Below are 22616 nucleotides of genomic sequence, written 5' to 3'. Positions count from 1 at the left end.
ACGGGGCGGACGGCGCCGTCAGTCGAGCGGCTCGCGCCAGCGGTTGGTGATGGGCAGGCGGCGGTCGCGGCCGAACGCGAGGGCGGTGACCTTGGGGCCTGGCGGGTACTGGCGGCGCTTCCACTCGGCGCGGTCGACGAGCGTGACCACCTTGTCGACGACCTCGGGGTCGAACCCGCGCGCGAGCAGCTCGGCGCGGCCCTCGGCGTGCTCGATGTAGGCGTCGAGCACCTCGTCGAGGAGGTCGTAGGGCGGGAGCGAGTCCTGGTCGGTCTGGCCCGGGCGCAGCTCCGCCGACGGCGGCTTGGTGATGGACGACTCGGGGATCGGCGGGATCTCGCCCCGGTCGACCGCCTGGTTGTTGCGCCAGCGCGCGAGCTGCCACACGCGCGACTTGTCGACGTCCTTGAGGGGTGCGAAGCCGCCGATGCTGCCGGCGTCGTAGATCGTCGCGTACCCCGTCGCGAGCTCGGACTTGTTGCCGGGCGCGATGACGAGGTGGCCCTCGCGGTTGGAGATCGCCATGAGGATCACGCCGCGCACGCGCGCCTGGAGGTTCTCCTCGGCGACGCCCTCGAGCGCGAGCTCGCCCTGGAACGCCTCGACCATCGGCGCGATGGGCTGGACGCGGTAGTCGGCTCCGAGCCGCTTGGCGAGGTCCGCGGCGTCGTCCTTGCTGTGGTCGGACGAGTACTGCGACGGCATCGAGACGCCGACGACGTTCTCTCCGCCGATCGCGTCGGCGGCGACCGCCGCGGTGAGCGCGGAGTCGATCCCGCCCGAGACGCCGAGGAGGACGGAGCGGAAGCCGTTCTTGCGGACGTAGCCGGCCAGCCCGGTGACGCAGGCCCGGTACACCTCCTCGTCGGGGTGCAGCTCGGGGGCGCGCGGCCCACGGGGGGCGCCGTCGGACGGCAGGTCCCACACGAGCAGGTCCTCGACGAACCGGGGCGAGGACGCGACGACGGTGCCCGCGGCGTCGGTGACGAACGAGCCGCCGTCGAACACGAGGTCGTCCTGCCCGCCCACGAGGTTCACGTACGCGACCGGGGCGCTCACCTCGCGCGCGCGGCGCGCCGCGAGATCGGTGCGGACGTGGCCCTTGCCCTCCTCGTACGGGGACCCGTTGAGCACGAGCAGGAGGTCGAGCCCGTTCCCCGCCTCGTCGAGCGTCGCCATCTCGGCGACCGGACCGCCGTCCTGCCAGATGTCCTCGCAGATGGCGATGCCCACGCGGCGGCCCTCGACCTCGACGACCGTCGTCGTCTCGCCGGGCGCGAAGATCCGGAACTCGTCGAAGACGCCGTAGTTGGGCAGGTGGTGCTTGTCGTACGCGGCCTGCACGACGCCGTCGCGCAGCACGACCGCACGGTTCGTCGGCAGGTCCGCGGGCGAGCCCGAGGCCTCGCGCTCCGCCGCGCCCGCGCCGCGGGGCGCTCCCGACGTCCCGACGGTGCCGAGCACCACGGTGACCCCGCCGAGTCCGTCGGCGGCGAGGCGCGCCGCGATGTCCGCGGCGGCGTCCCACGCCGCGCGGCGGAACGACGCGCGCAGGGCGAGGTCCTCGATCGGGTAGCCGGTGAGGGTCATCTCCGGGAACGCGACGAGCTGCGCGCCCGCCGCCGCGGCGTCCCGGGTGCGCTCGAGGACGAGGGCGGCGTTGCCGTCGAGGTCCCCCACGCACGTGTCGACCTGTGCCAGCGCGACGCGCAGATCAGCCATGTCGCCAGCCTAGACGAGCGGGCCGGCGCGACCGGCCCGGGGGGCCGTCCCGACGCGCGACGTCCGCCACACGACCGTGTCACCCGTTCGTCACATGGATCAGGCAGGATGTACCGCATGGACAGGCAGCAGGAGTTCGTGCTCCGCACGGTCGAGGAGCGCGACATCCGCTTCATCCGGCTCTGGTTCACCGACGTGCTCGGCATGCTCAAGTCGGTGGCGATCGCGCCCGCGGAGCTCGAGTCGGCGTTCGCCGAGGGCATCGGGTTCGACGGCAGCTCGATCGAGGGCCTCACGCGCGTGTACGAGGCCGACATGATCGCCAAGCCGGACCCCACCACGTTCCAGGTGCTCCCGTGGCGCGGCGAGCGGCACGGCACCGCGCGCATGTTCTGCGACATCCTCACGCCCGACGGCGAGCCGTCGCTCGCGGACAGCCGCAACGTGCTCAAGCGCGCCCTCGCCAAGGCGAGCGACAAGGGGTTCACGTTCTACACGCACCCCGAGGTCGAGTTCTACCTGTTCAACCAGCCCGCCGACGCCGAGCACGGCCTCGTGCCCGTCGACCAGGGCGGGTACTTCGACCACCTCGCGCGGGGATCGACGCACGACTTCCGCCGCGCCGCGATCACGATGCTCGAGTCCATGGGCATCTCGGTCGAGTTCTCCCACCACGAGGCGGGACCGGGCCAGAACGAGATCGACCTGCGCTACGCGGACGCGCTGACCACGGCCGACAACCTCATGACGTTCCGCACCGTCGTCAAGGAGGTCGCGCTCGAGCAGGGCGTGTTCGCCTCGTTCATGCCCAAGCCCATGGCCGACCAGCCGGGTTCGGGCATGCACACGCACCTGTCGCTCTTCGAGGGCGACCGCAACGCGTTCCACGAACCGGGTGCCCAGTTCGAGCTGTCCAAGACGGCGCGCCAGTTCATCGCGGGACTGCTCGTCCACGCGGCGGAGATCACGGCGATCACCAACCAGTACGTGAACTCGTACAAGCGCCTGTGGGGCGGCGCCGAGGCGCCGAGCTACGTGTGCTGGGGCCACAACAACCGCTCCGCGCTCGTGCGCGTGCCGATGTACAAGCCGGGCAAGGGCAACTCGAGCCGCGTCGAGTACCGCGCGCTCGACTCGGCCACGAACCCGTACCTCGCGTTCGCGGTGATGCTCGCCGCGGGCCTCAAGGGCATCGAGGAGGGCTACGAGCTCCCCGAGGCGACCGAGGACGACGTCTGGGAGCTCACCGACGCCGAGCGTCGTGCCCTGGGCATCAAGCCGCTCCCGCAGTCGCTCGACGAGGCGATCGCGGTCATGGAGAAGTCGGAGCTCGTGGCGGAGACGCTCGGCGAGCACGTCTTCGACTTCGTGCTGCGCAACAAGCGCCAGGAGTGGGACGGCTACCGTGCGCAGGTCACGCCGTTCGAGCTGAAGCGGTTCCTCCAGGTCCTGTGAGCGGGCCCACGACGACGTCCGGTCGGTCCGGCGGCTCCCGCCGGCCGACGCTCACGGGTCGGCTCGCGCGTGTCGGTTTCGCCGACATCTCGCGCTCGGCGAGCCTGCTCGCGGACCCGGACCTCGCGCTCCTGCTCGACGGCGGCCGCGCCCCGGGCGCGGACGCCCCGGACGGCGTGGACCCGGCGTCCGTCGTCGACGACGAGCTCCTCGCCGCGTTCGGGGCGGCGGCCGACCCCGACCTCGCGCTGCTCCAGGTCGTGCGGCTCGCGGGCGCGCTGCGTCCCGACGTCGAGGCGGGCGGCCCGCTCGCGGACGTCGCCCGGCGCACCCTGCGGCCCGGCGAGGCGCGCGATCGTCTGCTGGCGGTGCTCGGTGCCTCGGTCGCGCTCGGCGACGACGTCGTCCGCCACCCTCGGCTCCTCGGGGTCGTCGCCGACCCGACCCCGGGGACCGGTGTCGACGTGCGCGACGTCCGGGCCGAGCTGCTGCGCGCCGTCGGTGCGGACCCGGCCGCCGCGGTGCCCGTCGCCGACCAGGCCGGACCGGAGCGCGTGGACGCCCTGCGTCGCGCCTACCGCGAGCGGATCCTGCGCATCGCCGCGACCGACCTCACGGTGACCGACCCGCTGACCCGCATGCCCGCGGTCGGGGCGGCGCTCGCGGACCTCGCCGCCGCCGCGCTCGAAGGGGCGCTCGCGATCGCCCGCGCGGAGCTCGACGACCGGGGCGAGGGCGTGCGGCTCGCCGTCATCGGCATGGGCAAGTGCGGGGCGCGCGAGCTCAACTACATCTCCGACGTCGACGTCATCTACGTGGTCGAGCCCACCGAGGGGTACGACGAGGCGTACGCGACCAGCGTGGGCGCGCGGCTCGCGACCGGGCTGGCGCGCGTGTGCTGGGGCACGTCCGGGGAGCCCGCCCTGTGGCAGGTCGACGCCGCGCTGCGCCCCGAGGGCAAGCAGGGCCCGCTCGTGCGCACGCTCGCGAGCCACGTCGCGTACTACGAGCGCTGGGCCAAGACCTGGGAGTTCCAGGCGCTGCTCAAGGCGCGCACCGTCGCGGGGGACCGGGACCTGGGCCGCGAGTACGAGGAGGCGATCGCCCCGTTCGTGTGGTCGGCGGCGGGCCGCGAGAACTTCGTCGAGGACTCGCAGGCGATGCGCCGGCGCGTCGAGGACCACGTGCCCGCAGCGGAGGCCGACCGCCAGCTCAAGCTCGGCAAGGGCGGCCTGCGCGACGTCGAGTTCACGGTCCAGCTGCTCCAGCTCGTGCACGGGCGCGCGGACGAGTCGATCCGCAGCCGCGGGACGCTCACGGCGCTCGCCGAGCTCGCCGCGGCCGGGTACGTGGGTCGCGAGCACGCGGCCCGGCTCGGGGTCTGCTACCGGTTCCTGCGCTCGCTCGAGCACCGCATCCAGCTCTTCCGGCTCCGGCGCACGCACCTCGTCCCGACCTCCGAGGACGAGCTGCGCCGTCTCGCGCGGTCGCTCGGGATGCGCACCGACGGCGCCGAGGGGCTCACCGAGCGCTGGCGCGCGACGCGCCGCGAGGTACGCGGCCTGCACGAGGAGATCTTCTACCGCCCGCTCCTGCCCGCCGTCGCCCAGCTCTCCCCGGACGAGGTGAGCCTCGCCCCGGAGGCGGCGAAGGCGCGCTTCGCGGCGATCGGCTACCGCGACCCCGCGGGCGCGATGCGTCACGTCACCGCGCTCACCGAGGGCGTGAGCCGACGCGCGGCGATCCAGCGCCAGCTCCTGCCCGTCATGCTCGGCTGGTTCGCCGAGGGCGCGGACCCCGACGCGGGCCTGCTCGCCTTCCGCACGCTCTCGGAGACGCTCGGCGCGACGCACTGGTACCTCAAGCTGCTGCGCGACTCGGGCTCCGCGGCGCAGCGGCTCGCACACCTGCTGGCGAACTCCCGCTACATGGCGGACGCGCTCGCCCGGTCGCCCGAGTCGGTCCGCTGGCTCGCGGCAGACGCAGACCTCACCCCCCGCGGCATCGAGCGGCTCACGAGCGAGACCGACGCCATCCTCACGCGCGCCGACGAGGTCGAGCCCGCGACGGTGAGCCTGCGCGCGGTGCGCCGCCGCGAGCTCGCACGCACGGGCGCCGCCGAGCTGCTCGGCGTCGTCGACGCCGTCGACGCGGCCCGGAGCATCTCCGACGCCGCGGACGTGGTGCTCGCGGGCGCGCTCCGCATCGCGGAGTTCGTCGCACGCGGTGACCTCGGGTACGACGCCCAGGACCCCGGCTCCGCGCCGGCGCGCCTGCTCGTCGTCGCGATGGGCCGCCTCGGCGGTCGCGAGATGGGCTACGGCTCGGACGCCGACGTGATGTTCGTGCACGACCCGGTGCCCGGCGCCGAGGGCGCCGACGCCCAGGCGTACGCGCTCGCGGTGGCGACGCGGCTGCGCCAGCTCCTGTCCGCCGTCGGGCCGGAGCCCGCGCTCCCGGTCGACGCCGACCTGCGGCCCGAGGGACGCAACGGCCCGCTCGTGCGCTCGCTCGCGTCGTACACCGAGTACTACGAGCGGTGGTCGAGCGTGTGGGAGGCGCAGGCGCTCCTGCGCGCGCGCCCGGTCGCGGGCGACCTCGACGGGCTCGGCGAGGCGTTCACGCGGGTCGTCGACGGCCGCCGCTACCCGCAGGGCGGGCTCGACCTCGCGGAGGTCCGCGAGGTGCGCCGCATCAAGGCGCGCGTCGAGTCCGAGCGGCTCCCGCGCGGGGTCGAGGCGACGCGCCACCTCAAGCTCGGCCGCGGGGGAGTGTCCGACGTCGAGTGGACCGTCCAGCTCCTCCAGCTCCAGCACGCCCACGACGTGCCCGGGCTGCGGACGACCTCGACCGTGGACGCGCTCGAGGCCGCCGTGGCCGCGGACCTCGTCGACGCCGAGGACGCCGCGGTGCTCGGCGAGGCCTGGCACCTCGCCTCGCGTCTGCGCAGCGCGCTCGTGCTGTGGTCCGGACGGACGACCGGGACCACCGTCGACGTGCTCCCGCACGACCGGTTCGCGCTCAACGGCCTCGCACGCGTGCTCGACCTCCCGGACGTCGACACGGGAGCCGAGCTCGAGGAGCACTTCCTGCGCACCGCACGGCGTGCCCGGACCGTCATGGAGCGCGTCTTCTACGGCGAGGACTGACGCTGGCCCGCCGCGACGAGCCGCCCGTCCCGGGCCTGCTCGACCGACGTGAGCCCCGCGCGCTCGGCGGTGCGGGCGATCGCCGCGCCGTGCCGGAGCGCGGTGGCCGCCCTGCGGGGTCGTTCTACGGCGCGCGCCTGCGCTGGGCGGGGTGGATCGCCTGGGCGCTCGCGGCGTTCGCGGTCGTGCTGACCGTCGCGTGGCAGCGCCCCGAGCCCCTCGGCGCCGCGGTCCTGTGGGGCCTGGCCGGCCTCGGCTGTCGACGGTCCGCGCGCCTCGTGGAGGGGCCTCTCGGACCGGCCCGCGCGCTCGCGCTCCTCGGCCTCGTGGTCGCGCTCCTCGTGCTGCTGATCGTGGGCGCAGGCCTCGTCGCCCGGGGCGAGCACGCCTGACGCGCCCGCCCCGGGACCGGGTCAGATCGTGCGGGGCGCGCGGGCGAGGTTCGCGCGCAGCTCGCCGGCGTCCTGGCGCGCGACGTACGCCGGGCGGTCGCGCTCGACGCGCCACGACTCCGCGAGCGGGCTCGTGTCGACGGCGTCGAACCCGAGCTCGTCGTAGAACCGCACGACCCACGCGGCGGCCTCGGGGAAGTCGCTCGCGGTCGCGAGCGCGCGGCGTCCGGGGGTGCCCGCGGGGGTCCCGTCGGTCGTGATGTCCGTCGACCGGATGTGGTTGAACGCCTTGGCCACCTTCGACCCGGCCAGGTGCTCCTGGAGCAGGCCTGACGACGTGGCCTCGCCCCGGTCGAGCGCCTCGACGTGCCCGTCGCGCTCCCAGTAGTAGTTGTTCGCGTCGAGGACGATCTTGCCGTCGAGCGGCTCGACGGGGACGTCGCGGTACGCCCCGAAGGGCACCGCCACGACCGCGACGTCCGCGGCGCGCGCCGCCTCCTCGGCGGTCGCCGCCCGCGCCCGCGGACCCAGGTCGGCGACGAGGTCGTCCAGCGTCCGGGGGTCCCGCGAGTTCGCGATGACCACGTCGTAGCCGTGGGCGATCGCCGCCCGGGCGACCTGAGAGCCGATGTTGCCTGCGCCGATGATGCCGAGAGTCGTCATGGTCATCGACAACGCACCGGCGCGCCCGCTATTCCGGTGACCTCCCGGACGAGGCGACGTGTGGCATCCTGACGTCCCAGGGGGTGCCCATGATCGATCCGCTGGTCGCGACCTTCGTCATCCTGGCGCTGGCGGTCGTGGGCTTCATGACCAACCGGCTGCCGCTCGTGGTCGTCGCGCTCTTCGTGCCGGTCGCCCTGTGGGCGACCGGGGTGCTCTCCCTCGACGAGGCGCTGGGCGGGTTCAGCGATCCGATCGTGCTGTTCATCGCGACCCTGTTCGTGCTCAGCGACGCGCTGGACTCCACGGGCATCACCGCGTGGATCGGGCAGTGGCTCGAGCGGCGCGCGTCGCTCGGCCGTTCGGGGTTGCTCGCGCTGATGGTCGGGGTCGCCGCCCTGCTCGCGGCCGTCATCAGCATCAACGGCGCCGTCGCGGCGCTCCTCCCGGTCGCGGTCGTGGCGGCCGCGCGGGCCGGCATCGTGCCCTCGCGCATGCTCATCCCGCTCGCGTTCGCCGCAGGTGCCGGCTCGCTCCTGACGCTGACCGGCACGCCCGTGAACATCATCGTGTCCGAGGCGGCGGCCGAGGCGGGCGGTCAGGAGTTCGGCTACTTCGAGTTCGCGCTGGTGGGGATCCCGCTCGTCCTCGCCACGGCCGTGCTCGTCGTGACGCTCGGCGACCGGCTGCTCCCGGAGCGTGTCCCCGAGCACCTCGCCGACACGGCCACCGACCCGCGCGAGCGCGTCCGCTCGTGGCGCGAGAGCTACCCCGCCGAGCTGGACACGGGTCGCCTGTTCACCGGCGGCACGGGGGTCGTGGAGGTGCTCATCGCGCCCCGCTCGACGCTCGTGGGGCGCCGGGTGAGCCCTGGCATGACGACGCGGGACGAGGGCCTCGTCGTGCTCGCCATCCGCCGCGGCGACGGCAGCTCGACCGGGCCGGACACCGAGGCCTCGTCCGGCCCGATGACCCTTCAGCCCGGCGACGCCGTGCTCGTGCGCGGACCCTGGGACGCGCTCCACCGGTACACGCAGTCGCCCGACGTCATCGCCGTCGACTCCTCGAAGAGCCTCCAGCGCGGCGTCCCGCTCGGGCGCGGCTGGCGGCGCTGCCTCGGGGTGCTGGTCGCGACGATCGTGCTGCTCGCGACCGGGGTCGTCCCGCCGGTCATCGCGGGCCTGCTCGCGGCGGGCGCACTCGTGCTCCTGCGGGTCGTCACCGTGCCGCAGTCGTTCCGCGCGATCTCGTGGGACACCGTCGTGCTCATCGCGGCCCTCATCCCGCTGTCCGCGGCGTTCGTCTCCTCGGGTGCGGCCGACGCGATCGCGGACGTCGTGCTCCGGGTCACCGGCGGCGGGTCACCGCACCTCGCGCTCCTCGTGGTGTGCGTGCTCACGCTCGTCCTCGGCCAGTTCATCTCGAACGTCGCGACGGTCCTCGTGATGGCGCCGGTCGCGGTGTCGTTCGCGCAGACCCTGGGCGTGAGCGTGCAGCCGTTCATGATGGCGCTCACGGTCGCCGGGGCCGCGGCCTTCCTCACGCCGATCGCGACCCCGGTGAACCTCATGGTCCTCCAGCCGGGCGGCTACCGGTTCGGCGACTACTGGCGCCTGGGCCTGCCGCTGGCGCTGGTGTTCCTCGCCGCCGCGGTCCTCTACGTGCCGCTCGTCTGGCCGTTCTGACCCGCTCCCCAGGACGCGCCGGCCCGCTCTGGCACGAAGCAGCGGCGCGTGGGACGGTATACCGCGTCGCGCGGGCAGCGTGCCCGCGACGTCCTGACGGACCTGGAACGGGGAGCGGTACATGGGGGATTCGGCGAGCAGCGGCGAGACCTACGACGCGGTCGTCATCGGGGCGGGTTTCTCCGGCCTGGCGATGCTGCACCACCTGCGAGAGGCCGGTCTGTCCGTCCTCGTGGTCGACGGCGCCGGGGGAGTCGGCGGCACGTGGTGGGCCAACCGGTACCCGGGCGTGCGCACCGACTCGGAGTACCTCGCGTACGCGTTCTCGTTCTCTCGCGAGGTGCGGGACGAGTGGGACTGGAGCGAGCGCTACCCGCGCGGCGAGGAGATCCGCGCCTACCTGGAGTTCGTCGCCGACCGGCTCGACCTGCGGCGCGACATCCGACTGAGCACGACCGTCGAACGCGCCGAGCACTCGGACGCCACGAACCTGTGGACCCTCACCCTCGCCGACGGGTCGACGCTGCGTGCGACCTACCTCGTGTCGGCCACGGGTCTGCTCTCGCGTCCTCTCTCCCCGGACATCCCCGGCCTGGACACCTTCGCCGGGCCCGCGTACCACTCGGCGAGGTGGCCGCACGAGGGGGTGGACCTGTCCGGCAAGCGCGTCGGTCTGATCGGCGTCGGGGCGTCCGGGATCCAGCTGCTGCCCGAGCTCGCCGCCCAGGCTGCCCACGTCACGGTCTTCCAGCGCACCCCGAACTACGTCCTGGAGACGACGAGCCCCGCCGTGGCCGCTGACGAGCTCGCCGCGCTGCGTGCGGACTACGACGCCGTCTTCGAGCGCGCGGCCCAGCACCCCTTCGGCGTGCCGATGGAGATCCCGACGAGGTCCGCGCTCGAGGTCGACGACGACGAGCGCCGCCGGGTGTTCGAGTCACGCTGGGAGGCAGGGGGCTTCCGGTTCGCCAACGAGTGCTTCACCGACCTCGTCTCGAGCCCCGAGGCGAGCGCGCTCGCGTCCGAGTTCCTCCGGGGCAAGATCCGGGAGATCGTCACCGACCCGCGGACGGCCGAGGTGCTCAGCCCCTCCACCTACACGTTCATGGGCAAGCGCCCGCCCACCGGGCACGGCTACTACGCCGCGTACAACCGGGAGAACGTCGAGCTCGTCGACGTCCTCGCGACCCCGATCACGCGGGTGACGCCCCGCGGCGTCGTCGTGGGCGGCTCTGCGGACGGGGCAGAGGAGGTCGAGCACGAGCTCGACGTGCTCGTGCTCGCGACCGGGTTCGACGCCATGACCGGGGCGCTCACCGCGTTCGACGTCGTCGGTCGCGAGGGCATCACGCTGCGCGAGCGGTGGGAGCGGGACGGCCTGCGGACCTACCTGGGGATCTCCGTGCACGGGTTCCCCAACTTCTTCCTGTCCCTCGGGCCGCAGACGCCGCTGTCCAACCTCACCGTGCCGGTCCAGCGCGGCGCGCAGTGGCTCCAGCGCGCGCTCACGTACGCGCGGGAGAACGGCGTCGCACAGCTCGAGGCGACGCGCGAGGCCGAAGAGTGGTGGTACGAGGAGACCGAGCGCGCGGGGCGGGCCACGGTCATGTACGAGGAGGGCAAGAAGGCCGGCGCCTGGTTCGTCGGGGGCAACGTTCCCGGCAAGCGCGCGGAGATGGCGGTGTACCTCGGGGGAGGACCCGTCTACCAGGACGAGTGCGCGCGAGCGGCGGCCGAGCAGTACGCCGGGTTCCGCCCGGGCTCCGGGCTGCCGACGGCCCACGCCCCCACGACCGCCGCGGAGACTGCCGCAGTCCCCGCCGCAGGCTGACAGGCGGGTGCGGTGCGCCCCCTGCGCGCACCGCACCCGCCTCGCTGCACGCGGGACAGCCCGGTCAGCAGTACAGGCCCGAGCCCGGGGCCACGCCCAGGACTTCGGTGATGCGCACGTACCGGTCCACCCGGGACTGCACGGACGCGGGGTTCCCGCCCTCGCACTCGAGCGCACCGTTGAGCGAGTTGATCGTCTGGCCGAACCCTGAGCCGCTCACCATCGCCTCGTGGGACGTCATGACGCCCGGGCCGTTCTGGGTGTTCCAGTACCAGAGCGCCGTCTGCCAGGCGACGGACGGGTCCTCCTCGACGAGCCACGGGTCGTTCAGCAGGTCGATCCCGAGCGCGTCGCCCGCGGCCTTGTAGTTGAAGTTCCAGCTGAACATGATCGGCCCGCGACCGTAGTACGCCGTCTGGCCGGCGGGGCAGCCGAACGGCTGGGACTGGTCGCACTTGATCCAGTAGTTGGCCTCGTTGATCTCCTTCACGTACCGCAGCCCGACCGACTCGAAGTCCGCGTGGGTGAGGAACGCGGCGACCTCGCGCGTCCGCGTCTCGGGCGTGCCCGTGCTCGCGAACGCCGGGTAGGCGCCCAGGGCGTCGACGAACCCGTCGTACGTGTAGAACGGGTGCCGCTTCGGGAAGATCGCGTCGAACTCCTCGCTGCTCACGACGAAGTCGTCGCCGCCCCCGACGCACCGGCCTGCGTCCACCCAGACGCTCGTCGACCCCGGAGTCTCGCGCTGCGTCCACCAGCGGGCCGTCCAGTTCCGGCCGTGGTGCGACGCCGTCTGGCCGCCCGAGTACGCCGTCGTGGCCGACCACGTCGCGGCGCACGCGGCGGCGCTCGCGGACGGGGCGGCGGTCGGGATGGTCGCGGCCGCGCTCGCCGGGGCGGCGAGCGAAGCGATGACGACGGTCGACACCAGCGCGGACGCGACGGCCGTGAGGGCGCGCCGGAAGCGTGTGCTCATGAATCCCCCTGCTCTCGTTGCGGCATCGTTACCGCCGCTCACAAACCTAGCGCGAGACCGGATCTCCGACAAGCATGTCCGTGCGAGCTCACGCGTCACGGCGATAGTCTGTGCCGAAGGGCAAAACACCTGGGCCCAGCGCAGGGTCTCGGCCTAGGTTCGACCTCGTGTCAGACGACCTCGCGCGCCGCGCCGCCGCCGACGAGCTTCTCGTCGTGGCCGGTTTCTGGCTGGACGCGCTCGATCGGGACCGGCGACGGCTCGTCGACGCCGCGGTTGCCGCGCTGGTCGCCGGTCTCGACGGCCCAGCGCTGCGCGAGCTGGCGGGTCTCTACGGGGACGAGGAGTGGAGCGAGGTCGACGCGCTCGTCCTGGCCACGGCGCGGGAGCTCGACCTTCCCCGCCCGAGCGCGTCGATGGCCGTCCGGCTCGAGCTCTTGCGGCGGTGCCGCGAGATCCTCGCAAGGCGGGCGCCAGCGCGGTCGCTCACGGTCTGGGCGGACTCTGTGGACGGGCCCATGCAGGGTGACGGCCGGTTCCCGGACCTACGAGCATTCGTTGCCTTCGAGTGGCAGTACGACGAGCTCGACGACCTCGCCGGTGTTCCCGAGGACGTCGATTCCGCGGCGATCACCGAGGACCGTGCGCGCCTGGACGCGATGGTGCACGAGGAGGCGCAGCGTACTCTGCGCGGCGTCACCGGGGTCACCGGGGTCGCCGGGCCGCCAGAGAGTCCGGCGTGACACCGCTGACTCGCCGGAGCGCGGAGCTGCTCCGTGTGCTCGCTCAACCGCTGGGAGAGGTCGACATGGACCTTGACGACGAGCACAGCCGTTGGGCCGTCTACGCCGCAGCAGTTCCGCACGAGGACCTCCGCCCGCTGCTCAAGGAGGCGGTCGCCGGGGGCGACGAGATGGCTCAGGTCGTCGTGGTCGACGTCCTCGAACACGTCGACACCACCGAGGGCCGCTCGTGGGTCGACTGTCTCGGGGCATCGCCCGGACGAGCCTTCGTAGAACGGCGCCTCCGGGAGTGGGCGCTGATCCGCGATCTCGTCGCCCGACCCCGGCCGATCGTCGACGACCTGCCCGACCTCACCCTGTGGTGCCAGCGACAGCTGGTCGACCGCGTCCCGGCGGACGTCGTCCTCGGCGACCTCGCCGAGCACGGGACGTCACGAAAGGTCCGGAACGCGGCGAGGGAGCGTCGCGCAGGTCGCAGGAGGGCGGGGGAGTGAGGCACACCATCGCCCGGGTCGCGCACCTGCTCGGCACGGTTCGCTTCCTCCTGGGGAGGGGTGAGGAAGTCGTCGCCGGGGTACTCGGGTTCCGGATGCCCGAACCGGATCCGTCCTGGGTAGAGCTCGGGAACGCCTGGGAGCTCCGCGCCGGGAGGGCGATCCCCGCGTCGTGGTCCCTCCGGGAGCACCTCGCTGAGCGCTGGGTGCGGTTCCACAGCCTTCCCGATTCGAAGAGGTATGCCGACACCGAGGAGGAGCAAAGGATCCTGCTCGATCGTCACCACCACGTGCTCGCAGCGCTCCGCGGATCGAGCGACGAGGTCGTCATCGTCCTGCTGAGGTGGGACGGGCAGGGGAGGTTCCACGCGTCACGCGAGTTCCGCAGGATCGCGAGAGCCTGGCCCTTCTGGCGAGCGTTCGTCGACGAGACGACGGCTGACGACGGGGACGAAGGGCTCACGGCGTCCGCCTTCGCCCGGCACCTCCCAGCCACGCGTGCCGCCCTCGACCCATGGCTCGTGCGCGCGGCGGACGATGCCGAGGTCCTCGTCATGACTGATGACGCCGTCGACTGGGTCTACGCGCCGTACGACGGCGGAGCGGACGTCATCGCTCCGGCGGCCGAGGCGCGAGACGCCTTGCGCGCGACGTACCGTGCGTGGCTGTCACCTCGTCCGGAGGGGCTGTGAGCGGCGTCGTCGATGCGTCGAGTCGTCGCGCTGGGCGGACGCCGTCGGACTGTTCCTGCTCAGTCCTCGAGATCAAGACCCTGGCCGAGGAGCCGGCCACTGCCCGCTGCCCACCCGAGGAACGGATGCGTCGGCTGTGACCCTTCGGCAGCGTCCCGGAGCCCGGGCAGCAGGACGGAGAGCCCGCGTGCATGTCTGTGTCGTACCTCAGCATCCCTGATGAACGGGTCCAGTTCTGATGCCGGTGCGAGGCTCAGGAAGAACACCATCTGTCGCCAGGCGTAGGCCGCGTCCTTGACTGCCCCGAACGGACGTTCCTGGTGACTCGCCACGTTGAGGCGCGATGTGACGACCGAGAGCGCTCCGTCGGCGAGCTCCGTCCAGGAGCGGCATGGTTCGACCCCGGCCTCGACGAGCGCGGCCAGGTTGTGGGTCGTCAGGATCTGTGCCTGCTCGATGACAGCGCCGTTCGTCGACACGGAGTACCGGTCTCTGTCGCGCCTGCCCGAGCGCTCCCAGCAGACGTCGCCAAAGCTGGGTCCGGCAGCGTCCTTCCGCGTGCGCTGCAAGACCCGGCGGACGGGGGACCGGACCTGGTCCAGGGCCGCGATCCGTGCGTAGTCGATCCCGTAATAGCACTCGTACAGCGTTCCGCCGACGACGCGAGCGGCGATCTGCGCTGCGCGCCGGTACTTGTCGGAGAAGCGCCCCATGAAGATGTCGGCTGCGAGCTCCTCGACCAGGGGCACGTCCATACCGCCGGCCACCAGCAGGTGGTTGAGCTCCTGGACCAGAGGGTTCGGGACGATCGTGCCGGGAAACGTGTCCAGCGCGAGTGCACCCACCCGGCGTGCGACGTCGAGGGCCGCGTCGGTCCGGGCGACATGATGCCCGCTCGCGGCGCGCACCCAGGGGAGCTCCTCGACCTGGACCTGTTTCTTCAGATCGACGAGGAGGAGCGAACGCCGACGGCGGAAGGCGCGATAGTTGGCCGCCATCAATCGCGCGAGGGCGGGTGCGGGATACCCGGTCGCCGTCGTGGTCGCGGTGATCTGCGGTATGAGCTCGGCGAGCACCTCTGCCGACGGGATCACGCCTTCATCGACGAGCTGGCCCACGGGTGCTGCATGGGCCCGCGCCAGCGCCCGCCCGACGGAAGGTGGCATGACCGAACCTGCAGGTGCACCGGCCCTGGGCGCCTCAGCCGTCGTGACCGGCCCGGCAAAGATTGACGGGTCGGGAAGCCCGCCGTACGGATCGACGGTGGCCAGCCTCTCGGCGGCCACCGCGGAGAGCCGCCAGTGTCCCGGCGTCTCGGCATCCTCCCGTTGTGCCTCCCGGAGCGCGGTGTGATTCGTCGATCCCGGGGCGCCACGCTTGGCAACGGACGCGACGACCGACGCGCGCAGCAGACCCTCCCGTCTGTCGTCGAGCTCGCCGCCGTCCGTCAGCACGCGAAGGGAGGCGATCTGGATGCCGACGTTCCCCTTTGCGCGCTTGTGCCTCGTCGCGCGTGTGTGCGCGAGGGAGAGCACGTCGTACTCCTCGAGTACCACGCGCGCCCTCGCCAGCCAGTCCTCGGTGGGCGAGACCGTCCTGCGGCCCGCCGTGAAGAGCTCGAGCCACAATGTGAGGAGGCGGTCGGAGAACGGGTTCCACACCGCTAGGACCTCGCGCTGAATCTCGACCTGCTCCTGCGGTCTGCGATCGAGGAGAGCGCGTCTTGCCTCTGCCGCGCTCGCGCGAAAGACATGATCCAACGGGGTCGTCGGAGTCGGTGACACGCGAGGCGTGAACCGAAGACGAGTGGCGAAGGGAGCGATCTGATCGAGAAGCTCCAACGCCGAGTCGCGGTCACCTTCCCGCAGCAGCCACGCGACGGTCAAGAGGGCGGCGTCCTCGGGGATGTCTACCCGGAACATCCCGGTGTCGAGCAGCTCGTGCAGCTCGGCCATCCCGTCGGCCGTCAAGTAGTAGCCGAAGATCAGGCTCCGGACTGGCTCGACTCCCACGCGCCGCGCGACCGCGATCTCGTCGGCCTCGATCGGTGACTCGGCGATCGCCCGGCCCGTCGCGAATCCACCGTGGACCACTTCGAGCGTGACCCAGGCGGGGAAGCCTCGAACCGGCGTCCGAGAACCGATCTCGACCCTGCCGCTCGCCATCGACTCGATGACTTGCACCCAACGCTGCGCGCGTCGGTCGGCGCGAGCACGCACCACGGCGTCCTCGTGCGTCACGGCCGTGAGGAACGCACGGCTCAGCTGACCGAGTGCGTAGCCGTTCACCATCGTCGTCTCCCCGTGCCGCCTTCGGCCGGCGTGGCAGGTTCTGCCCCTGCGCCCTCCCGGACCGAAGCCGGGCGCTCTACTGCTGAGCTACACGCCGTGTCGGGCTCAATGTAGTGGGTCAAGCCTCACCGTTCGAGCGAGATTCATCACCGAAGGACCGATGAGGAAGACCCGACGCGAGAACGCCAGACGGCGACCGACCCCGCGCTCCGTCTTGCGACGGACGTGCAGGGTCGATCGCCGTCTCGCGACCGTCACCAGGCCCGATCAGGCCATGGCGTCAGATGTCGTAGTAGAGCTCGAACTCGTGCGGGTGCGGGCGCAGGCGGATCGGGTCGATCTCGTTGGTGCGCTTGTAGTCGATCCACGTCTGGATGAGGTCCGGCGTGAACACGTCGCCCTGCGTGAGGAACTCGTGGTCGGCCTCGAGGTTGTCCAGCGCCTCGGCGAGCGAGCCGGGGACCTGCTGGATCTGCGCGTGCTCCTCGGGCGGCAGCTCGTAGAGGTCCTTGTCGATCGGCTCCGGCGGCTCGATACGGTTCTTGATGCCGTCGATGCCGGCGAGGAGCTGCGCGGCGAACGCGAGGTACGGGTTGGCCGACGGGTCCGGCACGCGGAACTCGACGCGCTTCGCGGCGGCGGACGAGCCGGTCACCGGGATGCGGATGCACGCGGAGCGGTTGCGGGCCGAGTAGACCAGGTTGACCGGGGCCTCGTAGCCGGGGACCAGGCGGTGGTAGGAGTTCACCGACGGGTTGGTGAACGCGAGCAGCGACGGGGCGTGCTTGAGCAGGCCGCCGATGTACCAGCGCGCGAGGTCGGAGAGACCGCCGTAGCCCTTCTCGTCGAAGAACAGCGGCTTGCCGTCCTTCCAGAGAGACTGGTGCGAATGCATGCCCGAGCCGTTGTCGCCGAAGATCGGCTTCGGCATGAACGTGACGGACTTGCCGGCCTCGAACGCCTCGTTGCGGATGACGTACTTGAACTTCATCAGGTCGTCGGCCGCGTGCAACAGCGTGTTGAAGCGGTAGTTGATCTCCTGCTGCCCGGCGGTGCCCACCTCGTGGTGCGCGCGCTCGACCTCGAGGCCGACCTCCTCCAGCGTCGCGCACATGTCGTCGCGCAGGTCCGCGAAGCGGTCGGACGGGGAGACGGGGAAGTAGCCGCCCTTGTAGCGCGTCTTGTACGCGAGGTTGCCACCCTCCTCCTCGCGGCCCGTGTTCCACGCGGCCTCGATCGAGTCGAGGTAGTAGAAGCTCGAGTGCTGGTTCGTCGCGAAGCGCGCCTCGTCGAAGAGGTAGAACTCGGCCTCGGGCGCGAAGAACGCGGTGTCGGCGATGCCGGTGGAGCGCAGGTACGCCTCTGCCTTGGCGGCGATGTTGCGGGGGTCGCGCGAGTACGGCTCACCCGTGAACGGGTCGACGATCGAGAAGTTCACGACCAGCGTCTTGCGCTTGCGGAACGGGTCCACGAACGCGGTCTTGACGTCCGGCACGAGCTTCATGTCCGACTCGTGGATCGCCTGGAAGCCGCGGATCGACGACCCGTCGAACATCAGGCCGTCCTCGAACGCCTTCTCGTCGAACTGCGAGACGGGGATGTTGAAGTGCTGCATGATGCCGGGCAGGTCGCAGAACCGGACGTCGACGAACTCGACGCCCTCGTTCCGCGTGAAGGCGATTGCCTCCTCCGCGTTGTTGAACATCCGTTGCTCCTTGATCGGGTGGTGCCGTCGGGCTGCGCGGCGAACCTGCCGCTGACGTGGCGCCCACGAACCTAGGCCGAGGCGGTTTCCCCGCCGTGTACCCATTGTTTCGGGCGTGTTACGTCCCGCGTCCCCGTGTGACGTTCGTGCTACACGAGGGCACGCGGCAGCCGCCGGCGGGCGGTGTGCCGTTCGGCACGATACCGCCGTGCGCGCCCGAACCGTCGAGGTCGTCCACCGACCGGCACGTACCCTGGTCCCGTGGTTTCACGCGAGGACATGGGTTCGTGGCTCGAGGGCACCCCGGGCGGTCAGCAGGACGGTCGGGGCGCGCGGCTCGGTCTCCCGCCGGACGGACCGGGCTCGCTCGCGACCCTGGGGCGGCGCGTCGTCGCGCTCGTCATCGACTGGGTGCTCGCGACGCTCGTCGCGTTCCTCTTCTTCCGGCCCGCCGAGCCGGGCTTCTTCGAGGGCATCTCCGCGTTGCCGGTCTGGTCGCAGCCGCTGGTCTTCGCGATCGAGAACGTCCTGCTGGTGAGCACGCTGGGCTTCACGGTCGGGCACCGCGTCATGGGCATGCGGGTCCGTCGTCTGGCCGAGCCCGCACGCATGGTCGGCATCGGCCGCGGTGCTCTGCGCACCGTGCTGCTGTGCCTCGTCATCCCCGCCGTCGTGTGGGACGCCGACGGGCGAGGGCTCCACGACCGCGCCGCGGGGACGGTCCTCGTCCGCACCTGACGTTCGATCCCACGGCGAGCGTGTGGGTGCGTCGCCCTAGCCTCGGGCCATGCCCGCCGCCGCCGTCACGCGCCTCGTGCGCGAGCACCTCGTCCCCGTCCTCGCCGACCGGGGCTTCCGCCGAGCCGGCTCGACGTTCCGCCGGCCCGCCGGGGAGACGGTGCAGGTCGTCCAGGTGCAGCGCAGCACGCGCAACGGGCCGGCGCTCGCGCGGTTCTCCCTCAACGGCTCCGTCTACGTCCCGGCGCTCGACGAGCTCCTCGACGCTCCGGTCCTCACGGAGCCCGACGAGCCGTCCTGCCACCTGAGGTGGCGCCCCCACGACGTGCTGCCCGACGCCCCGGCGCACTACGACGTCGCGGCGGACGCCGACGTCGGCACCGTCGGTGCCGTCGCGGCGCGCGACCTCGTCGGGCTCCTCGACGCGCTCGACCGGCGCGCCACCGCCGACGCGGTGGTGGACGAGCTCGCCGGCCGCGCGCTGGCGCAGTACGAGCGGGTCGCCGGCTGGTACCTGAGCCACGACCGGACGGACGACGCCCGCGTCTTCGTCACCGGCCTGCACGAGCGCTTCGGCGACGAGCGGCGCTGGGAGGTCTTCGCGCGGCACCTCGACGCCGTCGTGGACCGGGTCGGTGGCGGCGCCGACTGGCGGTCCTGGATCTGACGGGGCGAACCTCGCGCGACACGGGCGGCGCGGCGGCGGGCCACCCACGGACGACGACGCCCGGCCGGTGAGGTGCGATCCTCGCCCGGCCGGGCGTCGTCGTGCGGGAGAAGGTCCGTCAGCGACCCTTGAGGCCCTTGCGGTCGGGACGGGCGCGCGTCGGGTCGATGCCCTTGGGGATCGGCAGGCGCGAGACGCCGAGGGCACGCAGGCGCTTGGACACCTCGGCGGTCTCCGGCTTGGTGAGCGACGGCTTGAGCTTCTGGACCGCGCGCGGGAGCTTGGGGAGCGCGACCTGCCCCTCCTCGTCGCCGACCTGGATCGTCGTGATCGGCACGTTCGGCAGCACGCGCGCGACGCGCTTGCGCTCGGCATCGAGCTGACGCTTCGCGCGGTGCGCCGGGCCCTCGCTCACGAGGACGACGCCGGCCCGGCCGACGCCGCGGAACACCAGGTCCTGCGTGCGCGGATCGATCGCGACGGGCTCCTCGTCGAACGTCCAGCCACGACGGATCGTCCCGAGCGCGGCGCGCGCCGCGCCGGGCTGGCCCTCGATCTGCTGGTACGCGGCACGCTCGGCGCGGCGCGTGAGGACGAACATCGCGCCCAGCGCCGCGAACGGGATGCCGACGATGAGCGTGTAGACCCACTGGCCCCACCACAGGCCGATGCCGAGCGCGACGGCGAGGATGCCGACGAACACGCCGAGCATGACCCACGTGACCGCGGGGTCCTGCTTGCGCGTCATCTGGTACGCGGCCCACACCTGGTGGTACCAGCGCTGCTTCTTGGGCTTCTTCTGCTTCGCGACCTGCTCGCCGGCGGCGGGCGCGCCGGTGCTGTCCGAGTTCTTGCGGGCCATGCGGGTCAGTCTAGTGGGGCGAACGGGCCAGCAGGCTCGCGGCCTCCTGGCGGGACGTCGTCGGCTCGGCGAGGTGCGCGAGCGCCGCGGGGATCTCCATGCCGCGGCGCGTCATGGCCTGGCCCCACAGGCGACCGGCGCGGTACGACGACCGCACGAGCGGGCCCGACATGACGCCGAGGAAGCCGATCTCCTCCGCGGCGTCCGACAGCTCGACGAACTCCTCGGGCTTGACCCACCGGTCCACCGGGTGGTGGCGCAGCGAGGGGCGCAGGTACTGGGTGATCGTCACGAGGTCGCAGCCGGCGTCGTGCAGGTCCTGCAGCGCGTCCTTGGCCTCGTCGATCGTCTCGCCCATGCCGAGGATGATGTTCGACTTGGTCACCAGGCCCGCCTCGCGCGCCCGCGTGAGCACCGACAGCGAGCGCTCGTAGCGGAAGCCGGGACGGATCTGCTTGAAGATGCGCGGCACGGTCTCGAGGTTGTGCGCGAGCACCTCGGGACGCGACGCGTTCACCTCGTCGAGCAGCTCGGGGATCGCGTTGAAGTCGGGGATGAGCAGCTCGACGCCGGTGCCCGGGTTGAGCTGATGGATCTGGCGGACGGTCTCGGCGTAGAGCCACGCGCCACCGTCGGGCAGGTCGTCGCGCGCGACGCCCGTGATGGTCGAGTAGCGCAGGCCCATCGCCTGGACGGACTCCGCGACGCGGCGCGGCTCGTCCGCGTCGAAGTCGGCCGGCTTGCCCGTGTCGATCTGGCAGAAGTCGCAGCGCCGCGTGCACTGGTCGCCGCCGATGAGGAACGTCGCCTCGCGGTCCTCCCAGCACTCGAAGATGTTGGGACAGCCCGCCTCCTCGCAGACCGTGTGCAGGCCCTCGCGCTTCACGAGCCCCTTGAGCTCGGAGTACTCCGGGCCCATGGTCGCGCGGGTCTTGATCCACTCGGGCTTCTTCTCGATCGGCGTCGCGGCGTTGCGGGCCTCGACCCGCAGCATGCGCCGTCCTTCAGGTGCGATCGTCACGGGTGTCTCCCGGTCGTCGTGGCGAGTGAGCGCCGACGTCGCGCCGAGCAGGCAGGTGGGCGACGCACCGTTCAGGTGCGCGTGCCCTGGTACGACGCCGGACTCCGGTCAGACTACGCGCTCGCGCTCGTCGTCTCCCGCGCGTCGCTCACCCTGTGGACGTGACGTCAGCGACACCCCGGTCGCGACGAGCAGGACCGCGGCGACCACGGGCAGGACGAACGCGGCCGTGGTCGAGATCCCGTCGGCGAGCGCGCCGCCCCCGGACGTACCGATCGCGACGCCGACGACGTTGGCGCTCGCCACGAGCGTCATGGCCGACGCCGTCCGCCCGGCGGGCGCGCGCTCGCCGGCGACGGTGAACACCGTGACCATCACCGGCCCGACGAACAGACCGGTCGCCGCGACCGCGACGACGACGGCCGTCAGCGAGCCGCTCGCGGCCGCGAGGAGGAGGGCGACCGCGCCCGCCACGAGCCCGGTGGCGAACGTGATCCACCGGCTGCGCGGGCCCCAGCGGCGGGGGAGCGCGACGACCGACAGCGCGGTGACGGCGGAGCCCACCCCCATCACGGCGTAGACGAGACCGGCGCTCCCGGGCACGCCCGCGTCGCGGGTCAGCGCGGTGAGCGCGGCCTGCGTCCCGCCGAACAGGAGGCCCATCGCGAGCATCCCGACGAGCACGACGGCCTCGCGCCGTACGAGCGCGAGCGTCCCGACGGCTCCCGTGGGAGCGCTCGTCGCGCCCGCGCCCGCGCCGGCGTCGGCGTCGGGTGAGGCCGTGGCGGGGAGGCGGACGCCCGTCGCGCGCGCCGTCGGGTGGAGGGCGAACGCGGTGCCGAAGACGGCGATGCCGCCCGCGGCGACGAGGACCGCGACCTGCGGAGAGCCAGCCGACGCGAGGATGCCGACGAGCGCGGGGCCGAGCACGAAGCTCACCTCGTCGGCGGTGCTCTCGTAGCTCATCGCGGCCTCCACGGTGCGCGGCTCGTCGGCGGCGAGCCGGAGCCAGCGCACGCGCGCGAGCGGGCCGACCTGGGGTGCGCTCGCTCCCGTCACCGCTGCGGCGGCCAGGACCGCCGCCGTCGCGCCGGACGCGGAGGCGGCGAGCACGAGGCCGAGCACGGCGAGCGTCGCGACGGGGACGGCGACGAGCAGGACCCGGCGCTGACCGACGCGGTCCGCGAGCGCGCCCTGGGTCGGACCGCCCAGCGCCGTGCCCAGCGCGGTCGACGCCGAGGCGAGCCCGCCGAGCGCGACGGACCCCGTCGTCGACGACACGAGGAGCAGGGTCCCGATGGTGAGCATCGAGAAGGGGAGCCGGGCGAGGAACGCCACGGGGAGGAACGCGCGGCCCGCGAGCTGGGGCAGGCGGGCGTAGCCGCTGCGAGCCGGTGCGTCGGGGCGGGGCGGCGCAGGGAGGGGTGAAGTGGTGCGGGCGCGCGACGTCGGGCGCGCGGGGGTGGTGGTCATGCGGTCCAGGTCCTCGGGGTACGTCCTACCGCGCGCCGACCCACCCGTACTCCGGCG

General features: G+C 72.7%; 18 protein-coding genes and 1 tRNA gene. 10 read left to right on the top strand and 9 right to left on the bottom strand.

Going from position 1 to position 22616, the window contains the following annotated elements:
* Positions 1-18: 18 nt before the first annotated feature.
* Positions 19-1722: an NAD+ synthase gene (locus ACN9MS_RS12635; RefSeq protein ID WP_426308913.1), complete on the bottom strand. Its 1704-nt coding sequence runs from the start codon at positions 1720-1722 to the stop codon at positions 19-21.
* A gap of 117 nt (positions 1723-1839) precedes the next feature.
* Between ACN9MS_RS12635 and glnA (ACN9MS_RS12630) the strand changes: the two genes are divergently transcribed.
* The 3 genes from glnA (ACN9MS_RS12630) (at position 1840) to ACN9MS_RS12620 (ending at position 6718) form a co-directional block, all read left to right on the top strand.
* Positions 1840-3177: a type I glutamate--ammonia ligase gene (glnA, locus tag ACN9MS_RS12630; protein WP_047233945.1), complete on the top strand. Its 1338-nt coding sequence runs from the start codon at positions 1840-1842 to the stop codon at positions 3175-3177.
* The gene (locus ACN9MS_RS12625; RefSeq protein WP_426308912.1) at positions 3174-6326 is read left to right on the top strand and encodes a bifunctional [glutamine synthetase] adenylyltransferase/[glutamine synthetase]-adenylyl-L-tyrosine phosphorylase; all 3153 of its coding nucleotides are present in this window, start codon (positions 3174-3176) and stop codon (positions 6324-6326) included. Before glnA (ACN9MS_RS12630) ends, ACN9MS_RS12625 begins: the two co-directional genes overlap by 4 nt.
* An 89-nt stretch (positions 6327-6415) precedes the next feature.
* Positions 6416-6718, top strand: a complete 303-nt coding sequence (locus ACN9MS_RS12620) for a hypothetical protein (protein WP_426308911.1) — start codon at positions 6416-6418, stop codon at positions 6716-6718.
* Positions 6719-6739: 21 nt separating this feature from the next.
* Here the strand turns inward: ACN9MS_RS12620 and ACN9MS_RS12615 are convergent, their stop codons facing one another.
* Complete coding sequence (locus tag ACN9MS_RS12615; protein WP_426308910.1) at positions 6740-7381, bottom strand: NADPH-dependent F420 reductase; 642 nt, start codon at positions 7379-7381, stop codon at positions 6740-6742.
* Positions 7382-7470: 89 nt separating this feature from the next.
* Between ACN9MS_RS12615 and ACN9MS_RS12610 the strand changes: the two genes are divergently transcribed.
* Both ACN9MS_RS12610 and ACN9MS_RS12605 read left to right on the top strand, forming a co-directional pair.
* Entirely contained in the window at positions 7471-9066 is a 1596-nt protein-coding gene (locus ACN9MS_RS12610) for an SLC13 family permease (protein ID WP_426308909.1), read from the top strand.
* 121 nt (positions 9067-9187) lie between these two features.
* Positions 9188-10897 (top strand): flavin-containing monooxygenase, encoded by a 1710-nt coding sequence (locus ACN9MS_RS12605; RefSeq protein WP_426308908.1) that lies wholly within the window; start codon positions 9188-9190, stop codon positions 10895-10897.
* 64 nt (positions 10898-10961) lie between these two features.
* Here the strand turns inward: ACN9MS_RS12605 and ACN9MS_RS12600 are convergent, their stop codons facing one another.
* A complete protein-coding gene (locus ACN9MS_RS12600; RefSeq protein WP_426308907.1) occupies positions 10962-11873 on the bottom strand; it encodes a glycoside hydrolase family 19 protein in 912 nt (303 codons plus the stop codon).
* A 167-nt stretch (positions 11874-12040) separates the two neighbouring features.
* Between ACN9MS_RS12600 and ACN9MS_RS12595 the strand changes: the two genes are divergently transcribed.
* Genes ACN9MS_RS12595 through ACN9MS_RS12585 form a run of 3 tightly spaced genes read left to right on the top strand, consistent with a single transcriptional unit; the run spans position 12041 to position 13802 of the window.
* The gene (locus ACN9MS_RS12595) at positions 12041-12616 is read left to right on the top strand and encodes a hypothetical protein (RefSeq protein WP_426308906.1); all 576 of its coding nucleotides are present in this window, start codon (positions 12041-12043) and stop codon (positions 12614-12616) included.
* Complete coding sequence (locus ACN9MS_RS12590) at positions 12613-13110, top strand: hypothetical protein (RefSeq protein WP_426308905.1); 498 nt, start codon at positions 12613-12615, stop codon at positions 13108-13110. The genes ACN9MS_RS12595 and ACN9MS_RS12590 overlap by 4 nt, the downstream gene beginning before the upstream one ends.
* Positions 13107-13802 carry a DUF3885 domain-containing protein gene (locus tag ACN9MS_RS12585; RefSeq protein WP_426308904.1) on the top strand — a complete coding sequence of 232 codons (696 nt, stop codon included), beginning with the start codon at positions 13107-13109 and terminating at the stop codon, positions 13800-13802. Before ACN9MS_RS12590 ends, ACN9MS_RS12585 begins: the two co-directional genes overlap by 4 nt.
* 59 nt (positions 13803-13861) lie before the next feature.
* On the opposite strand, the gene ACN9MS_RS12580 is transcribed toward ACN9MS_RS12585, so the two are convergent.
* The 3 genes from ACN9MS_RS12580 to glnA (ACN9MS_RS12570) all read right to left on the bottom strand — a co-directional run bounded on the left by ACN9MS_RS12580 (position 13862) and on the right by glnA (ACN9MS_RS12570) (position 17798).
* The gene (locus ACN9MS_RS12580) at positions 13862-16093 is read right to left on the bottom strand and encodes a hypothetical protein (protein ID WP_426308903.1); all 2232 of its coding nucleotides are present in this window, start codon (positions 16091-16093) and stop codon (positions 13862-13864) included.
* A 25-nt stretch (positions 16094-16118) separates the two neighbouring features.
* Positions 16119-16190: transfer RNA gene (locus tag ACN9MS_RS12575), tRNA-Arg, on the bottom strand.
* 183 nt (positions 16191-16373) lie between these two features.
* A complete protein-coding gene (gene glnA, locus ACN9MS_RS12570) occupies positions 16374-17798 on the bottom strand; it encodes a type I glutamate--ammonia ligase (RefSeq protein WP_426308902.1) in 1425 nt (474 codons plus the stop codon).
* 261 nt (positions 17799-18059) lie between these two features.
* Here glnA (ACN9MS_RS12570) and ACN9MS_RS12565 point away from each other — a divergent pair, with 261 nt between their 5' ends.
* Both ACN9MS_RS12565 and ACN9MS_RS12560 read left to right on the top strand, forming a co-directional pair.
* Complete coding sequence (locus ACN9MS_RS12565) at positions 18060-18536, top strand: RDD family protein (RefSeq protein WP_426308901.1); 477 nt, start codon at positions 18060-18062, stop codon at positions 18534-18536.
* 49 nt (positions 18537-18585) lie between these two features.
* On the top strand, positions 18586-19203 hold the full coding sequence (locus tag ACN9MS_RS12560; protein WP_426308900.1) for a DUF4304 domain-containing protein: 618 nt from the start codon (positions 18586-18588) through the stop codon (positions 19201-19203).
* Between the two features lie 118 nt (positions 19204-19321).
* Here ACN9MS_RS12560 and ACN9MS_RS12555 read toward each other — a convergent pair whose 3' ends face one another.
* The 3 genes from ACN9MS_RS12555 to ACN9MS_RS12545 all read right to left on the bottom strand — a co-directional run bounded on the left by ACN9MS_RS12555 (position 19322) and on the right by ACN9MS_RS12545 (position 22559).
* Positions 19322-20065: a DUF4191 domain-containing protein gene (locus tag ACN9MS_RS12555; RefSeq protein ID WP_047233940.1), complete on the bottom strand. Its 744-nt coding sequence runs from the start codon at positions 20063-20065 to the stop codon at positions 19322-19324.
* Positions 20066-20075: 10 nt separating this feature from the next.
* Positions 20076-21086: a lipoyl synthase gene (gene lipA / locus ACN9MS_RS12550; RefSeq protein WP_168731714.1), complete on the bottom strand. Its 1011-nt coding sequence runs from the start codon at positions 21084-21086 to the stop codon at positions 20076-20078.
* A gap of 108 nt (positions 21087-21194) precedes the next feature.
* A complete protein-coding gene (locus ACN9MS_RS12545) occupies positions 21195-22559 on the bottom strand; it encodes an MFS transporter (protein WP_426308899.1) in 1365 nt (454 codons plus the stop codon).
* Positions 22560-22616 lie beyond the last annotated feature (57 nt).

It is taken from the genome of Cellulosimicrobium sp. E-16 (assembly GCF_049913115.1).
Classification (GTDB): Bacteria; Actinomycetota; Actinomycetes; order Actinomycetales; family Cellulomonadaceae; genus Cellulosimicrobium.
The sequence above is the reverse complement of the archived record's forward strand: the minus strand, read 5'-3'. Positions and strand labels throughout refer to the sequence as shown.

What these genes read in the sequence shown, in the direction of transcription:
- ACN9MS_RS12615 (WP_426308910.1), bottom strand. Translation starts at nt 7,381, where the DNA reads ATGACGACTCTCGGCATCATCGGCGCAGGCAACATCGGCTCTCAGGTC.
- ACN9MS_RS12545 (WP_426308899.1), bottom strand. Translation starts at nt 22,559, where the DNA reads ATGACCACCACCCCCGCGCGCCCGACGTCGCGCGCCCGCACCACTTCA.
- ACN9MS_RS12560 (WP_426308900.1), top strand. Translation starts at nt 18,586, where the DNA reads ATGCCCGCCGCCGCCGTCACGCGCCTCGTGCGCGAGCACCTCGTCCCC.
- ACN9MS_RS12580 (WP_426308903.1), bottom strand. Translation starts at nt 16,093, where the DNA reads ATGGTGAACGGCTACGCACTCGGTCAGCTGAGCCGTGCGTTCCTCACG.
- ACN9MS_RS12635 (WP_426308913.1), bottom strand. Translation starts at nt 1,722, where the DNA reads ATGGCTGATCTGCGCGTCGCGCTGGCACAGGTCGACACGTGCGTGGGG.
- glnA (WP_047233945.1), top strand. Translation starts at nt 1,840, where the DNA reads ATGGACAGGCAGCAGGAGTTCGTGCTCCGCACGGTCGAGGAGCGCGAC.
- glnA (WP_426308902.1), bottom strand. Translation starts at nt 17,798, where the DNA reads ATGTTCAACAACGCGGAGGAGGCAATCGCCTTCACGCGGAACGAGGGC.
- ACN9MS_RS12600 (WP_426308907.1), bottom strand. Translation starts at nt 11,873, where the DNA reads ATGAGCACACGCTTCCGGCGCGCCCTCACGGCCGTCGCGTCCGCGCTG.
- ACN9MS_RS12605 (WP_426308908.1), top strand. Translation starts at nt 9,188, where the DNA reads ATGGGGGATTCGGCGAGCAGCGGCGAGACCTACGACGCGGTCGTCATC.
- ACN9MS_RS12555 (WP_047233940.1), bottom strand. Translation starts at nt 20,065, where the DNA reads ATGGCCCGCAAGAACTCGGACAGCACCGGCGCGCCCGCCGCCGGCGAG.
- ACN9MS_RS12610 (WP_426308909.1), top strand. Translation starts at nt 7,471, where the DNA reads ATGATCGATCCGCTGGTCGCGACCTTCGTCATCCTGGCGCTGGCGGTC.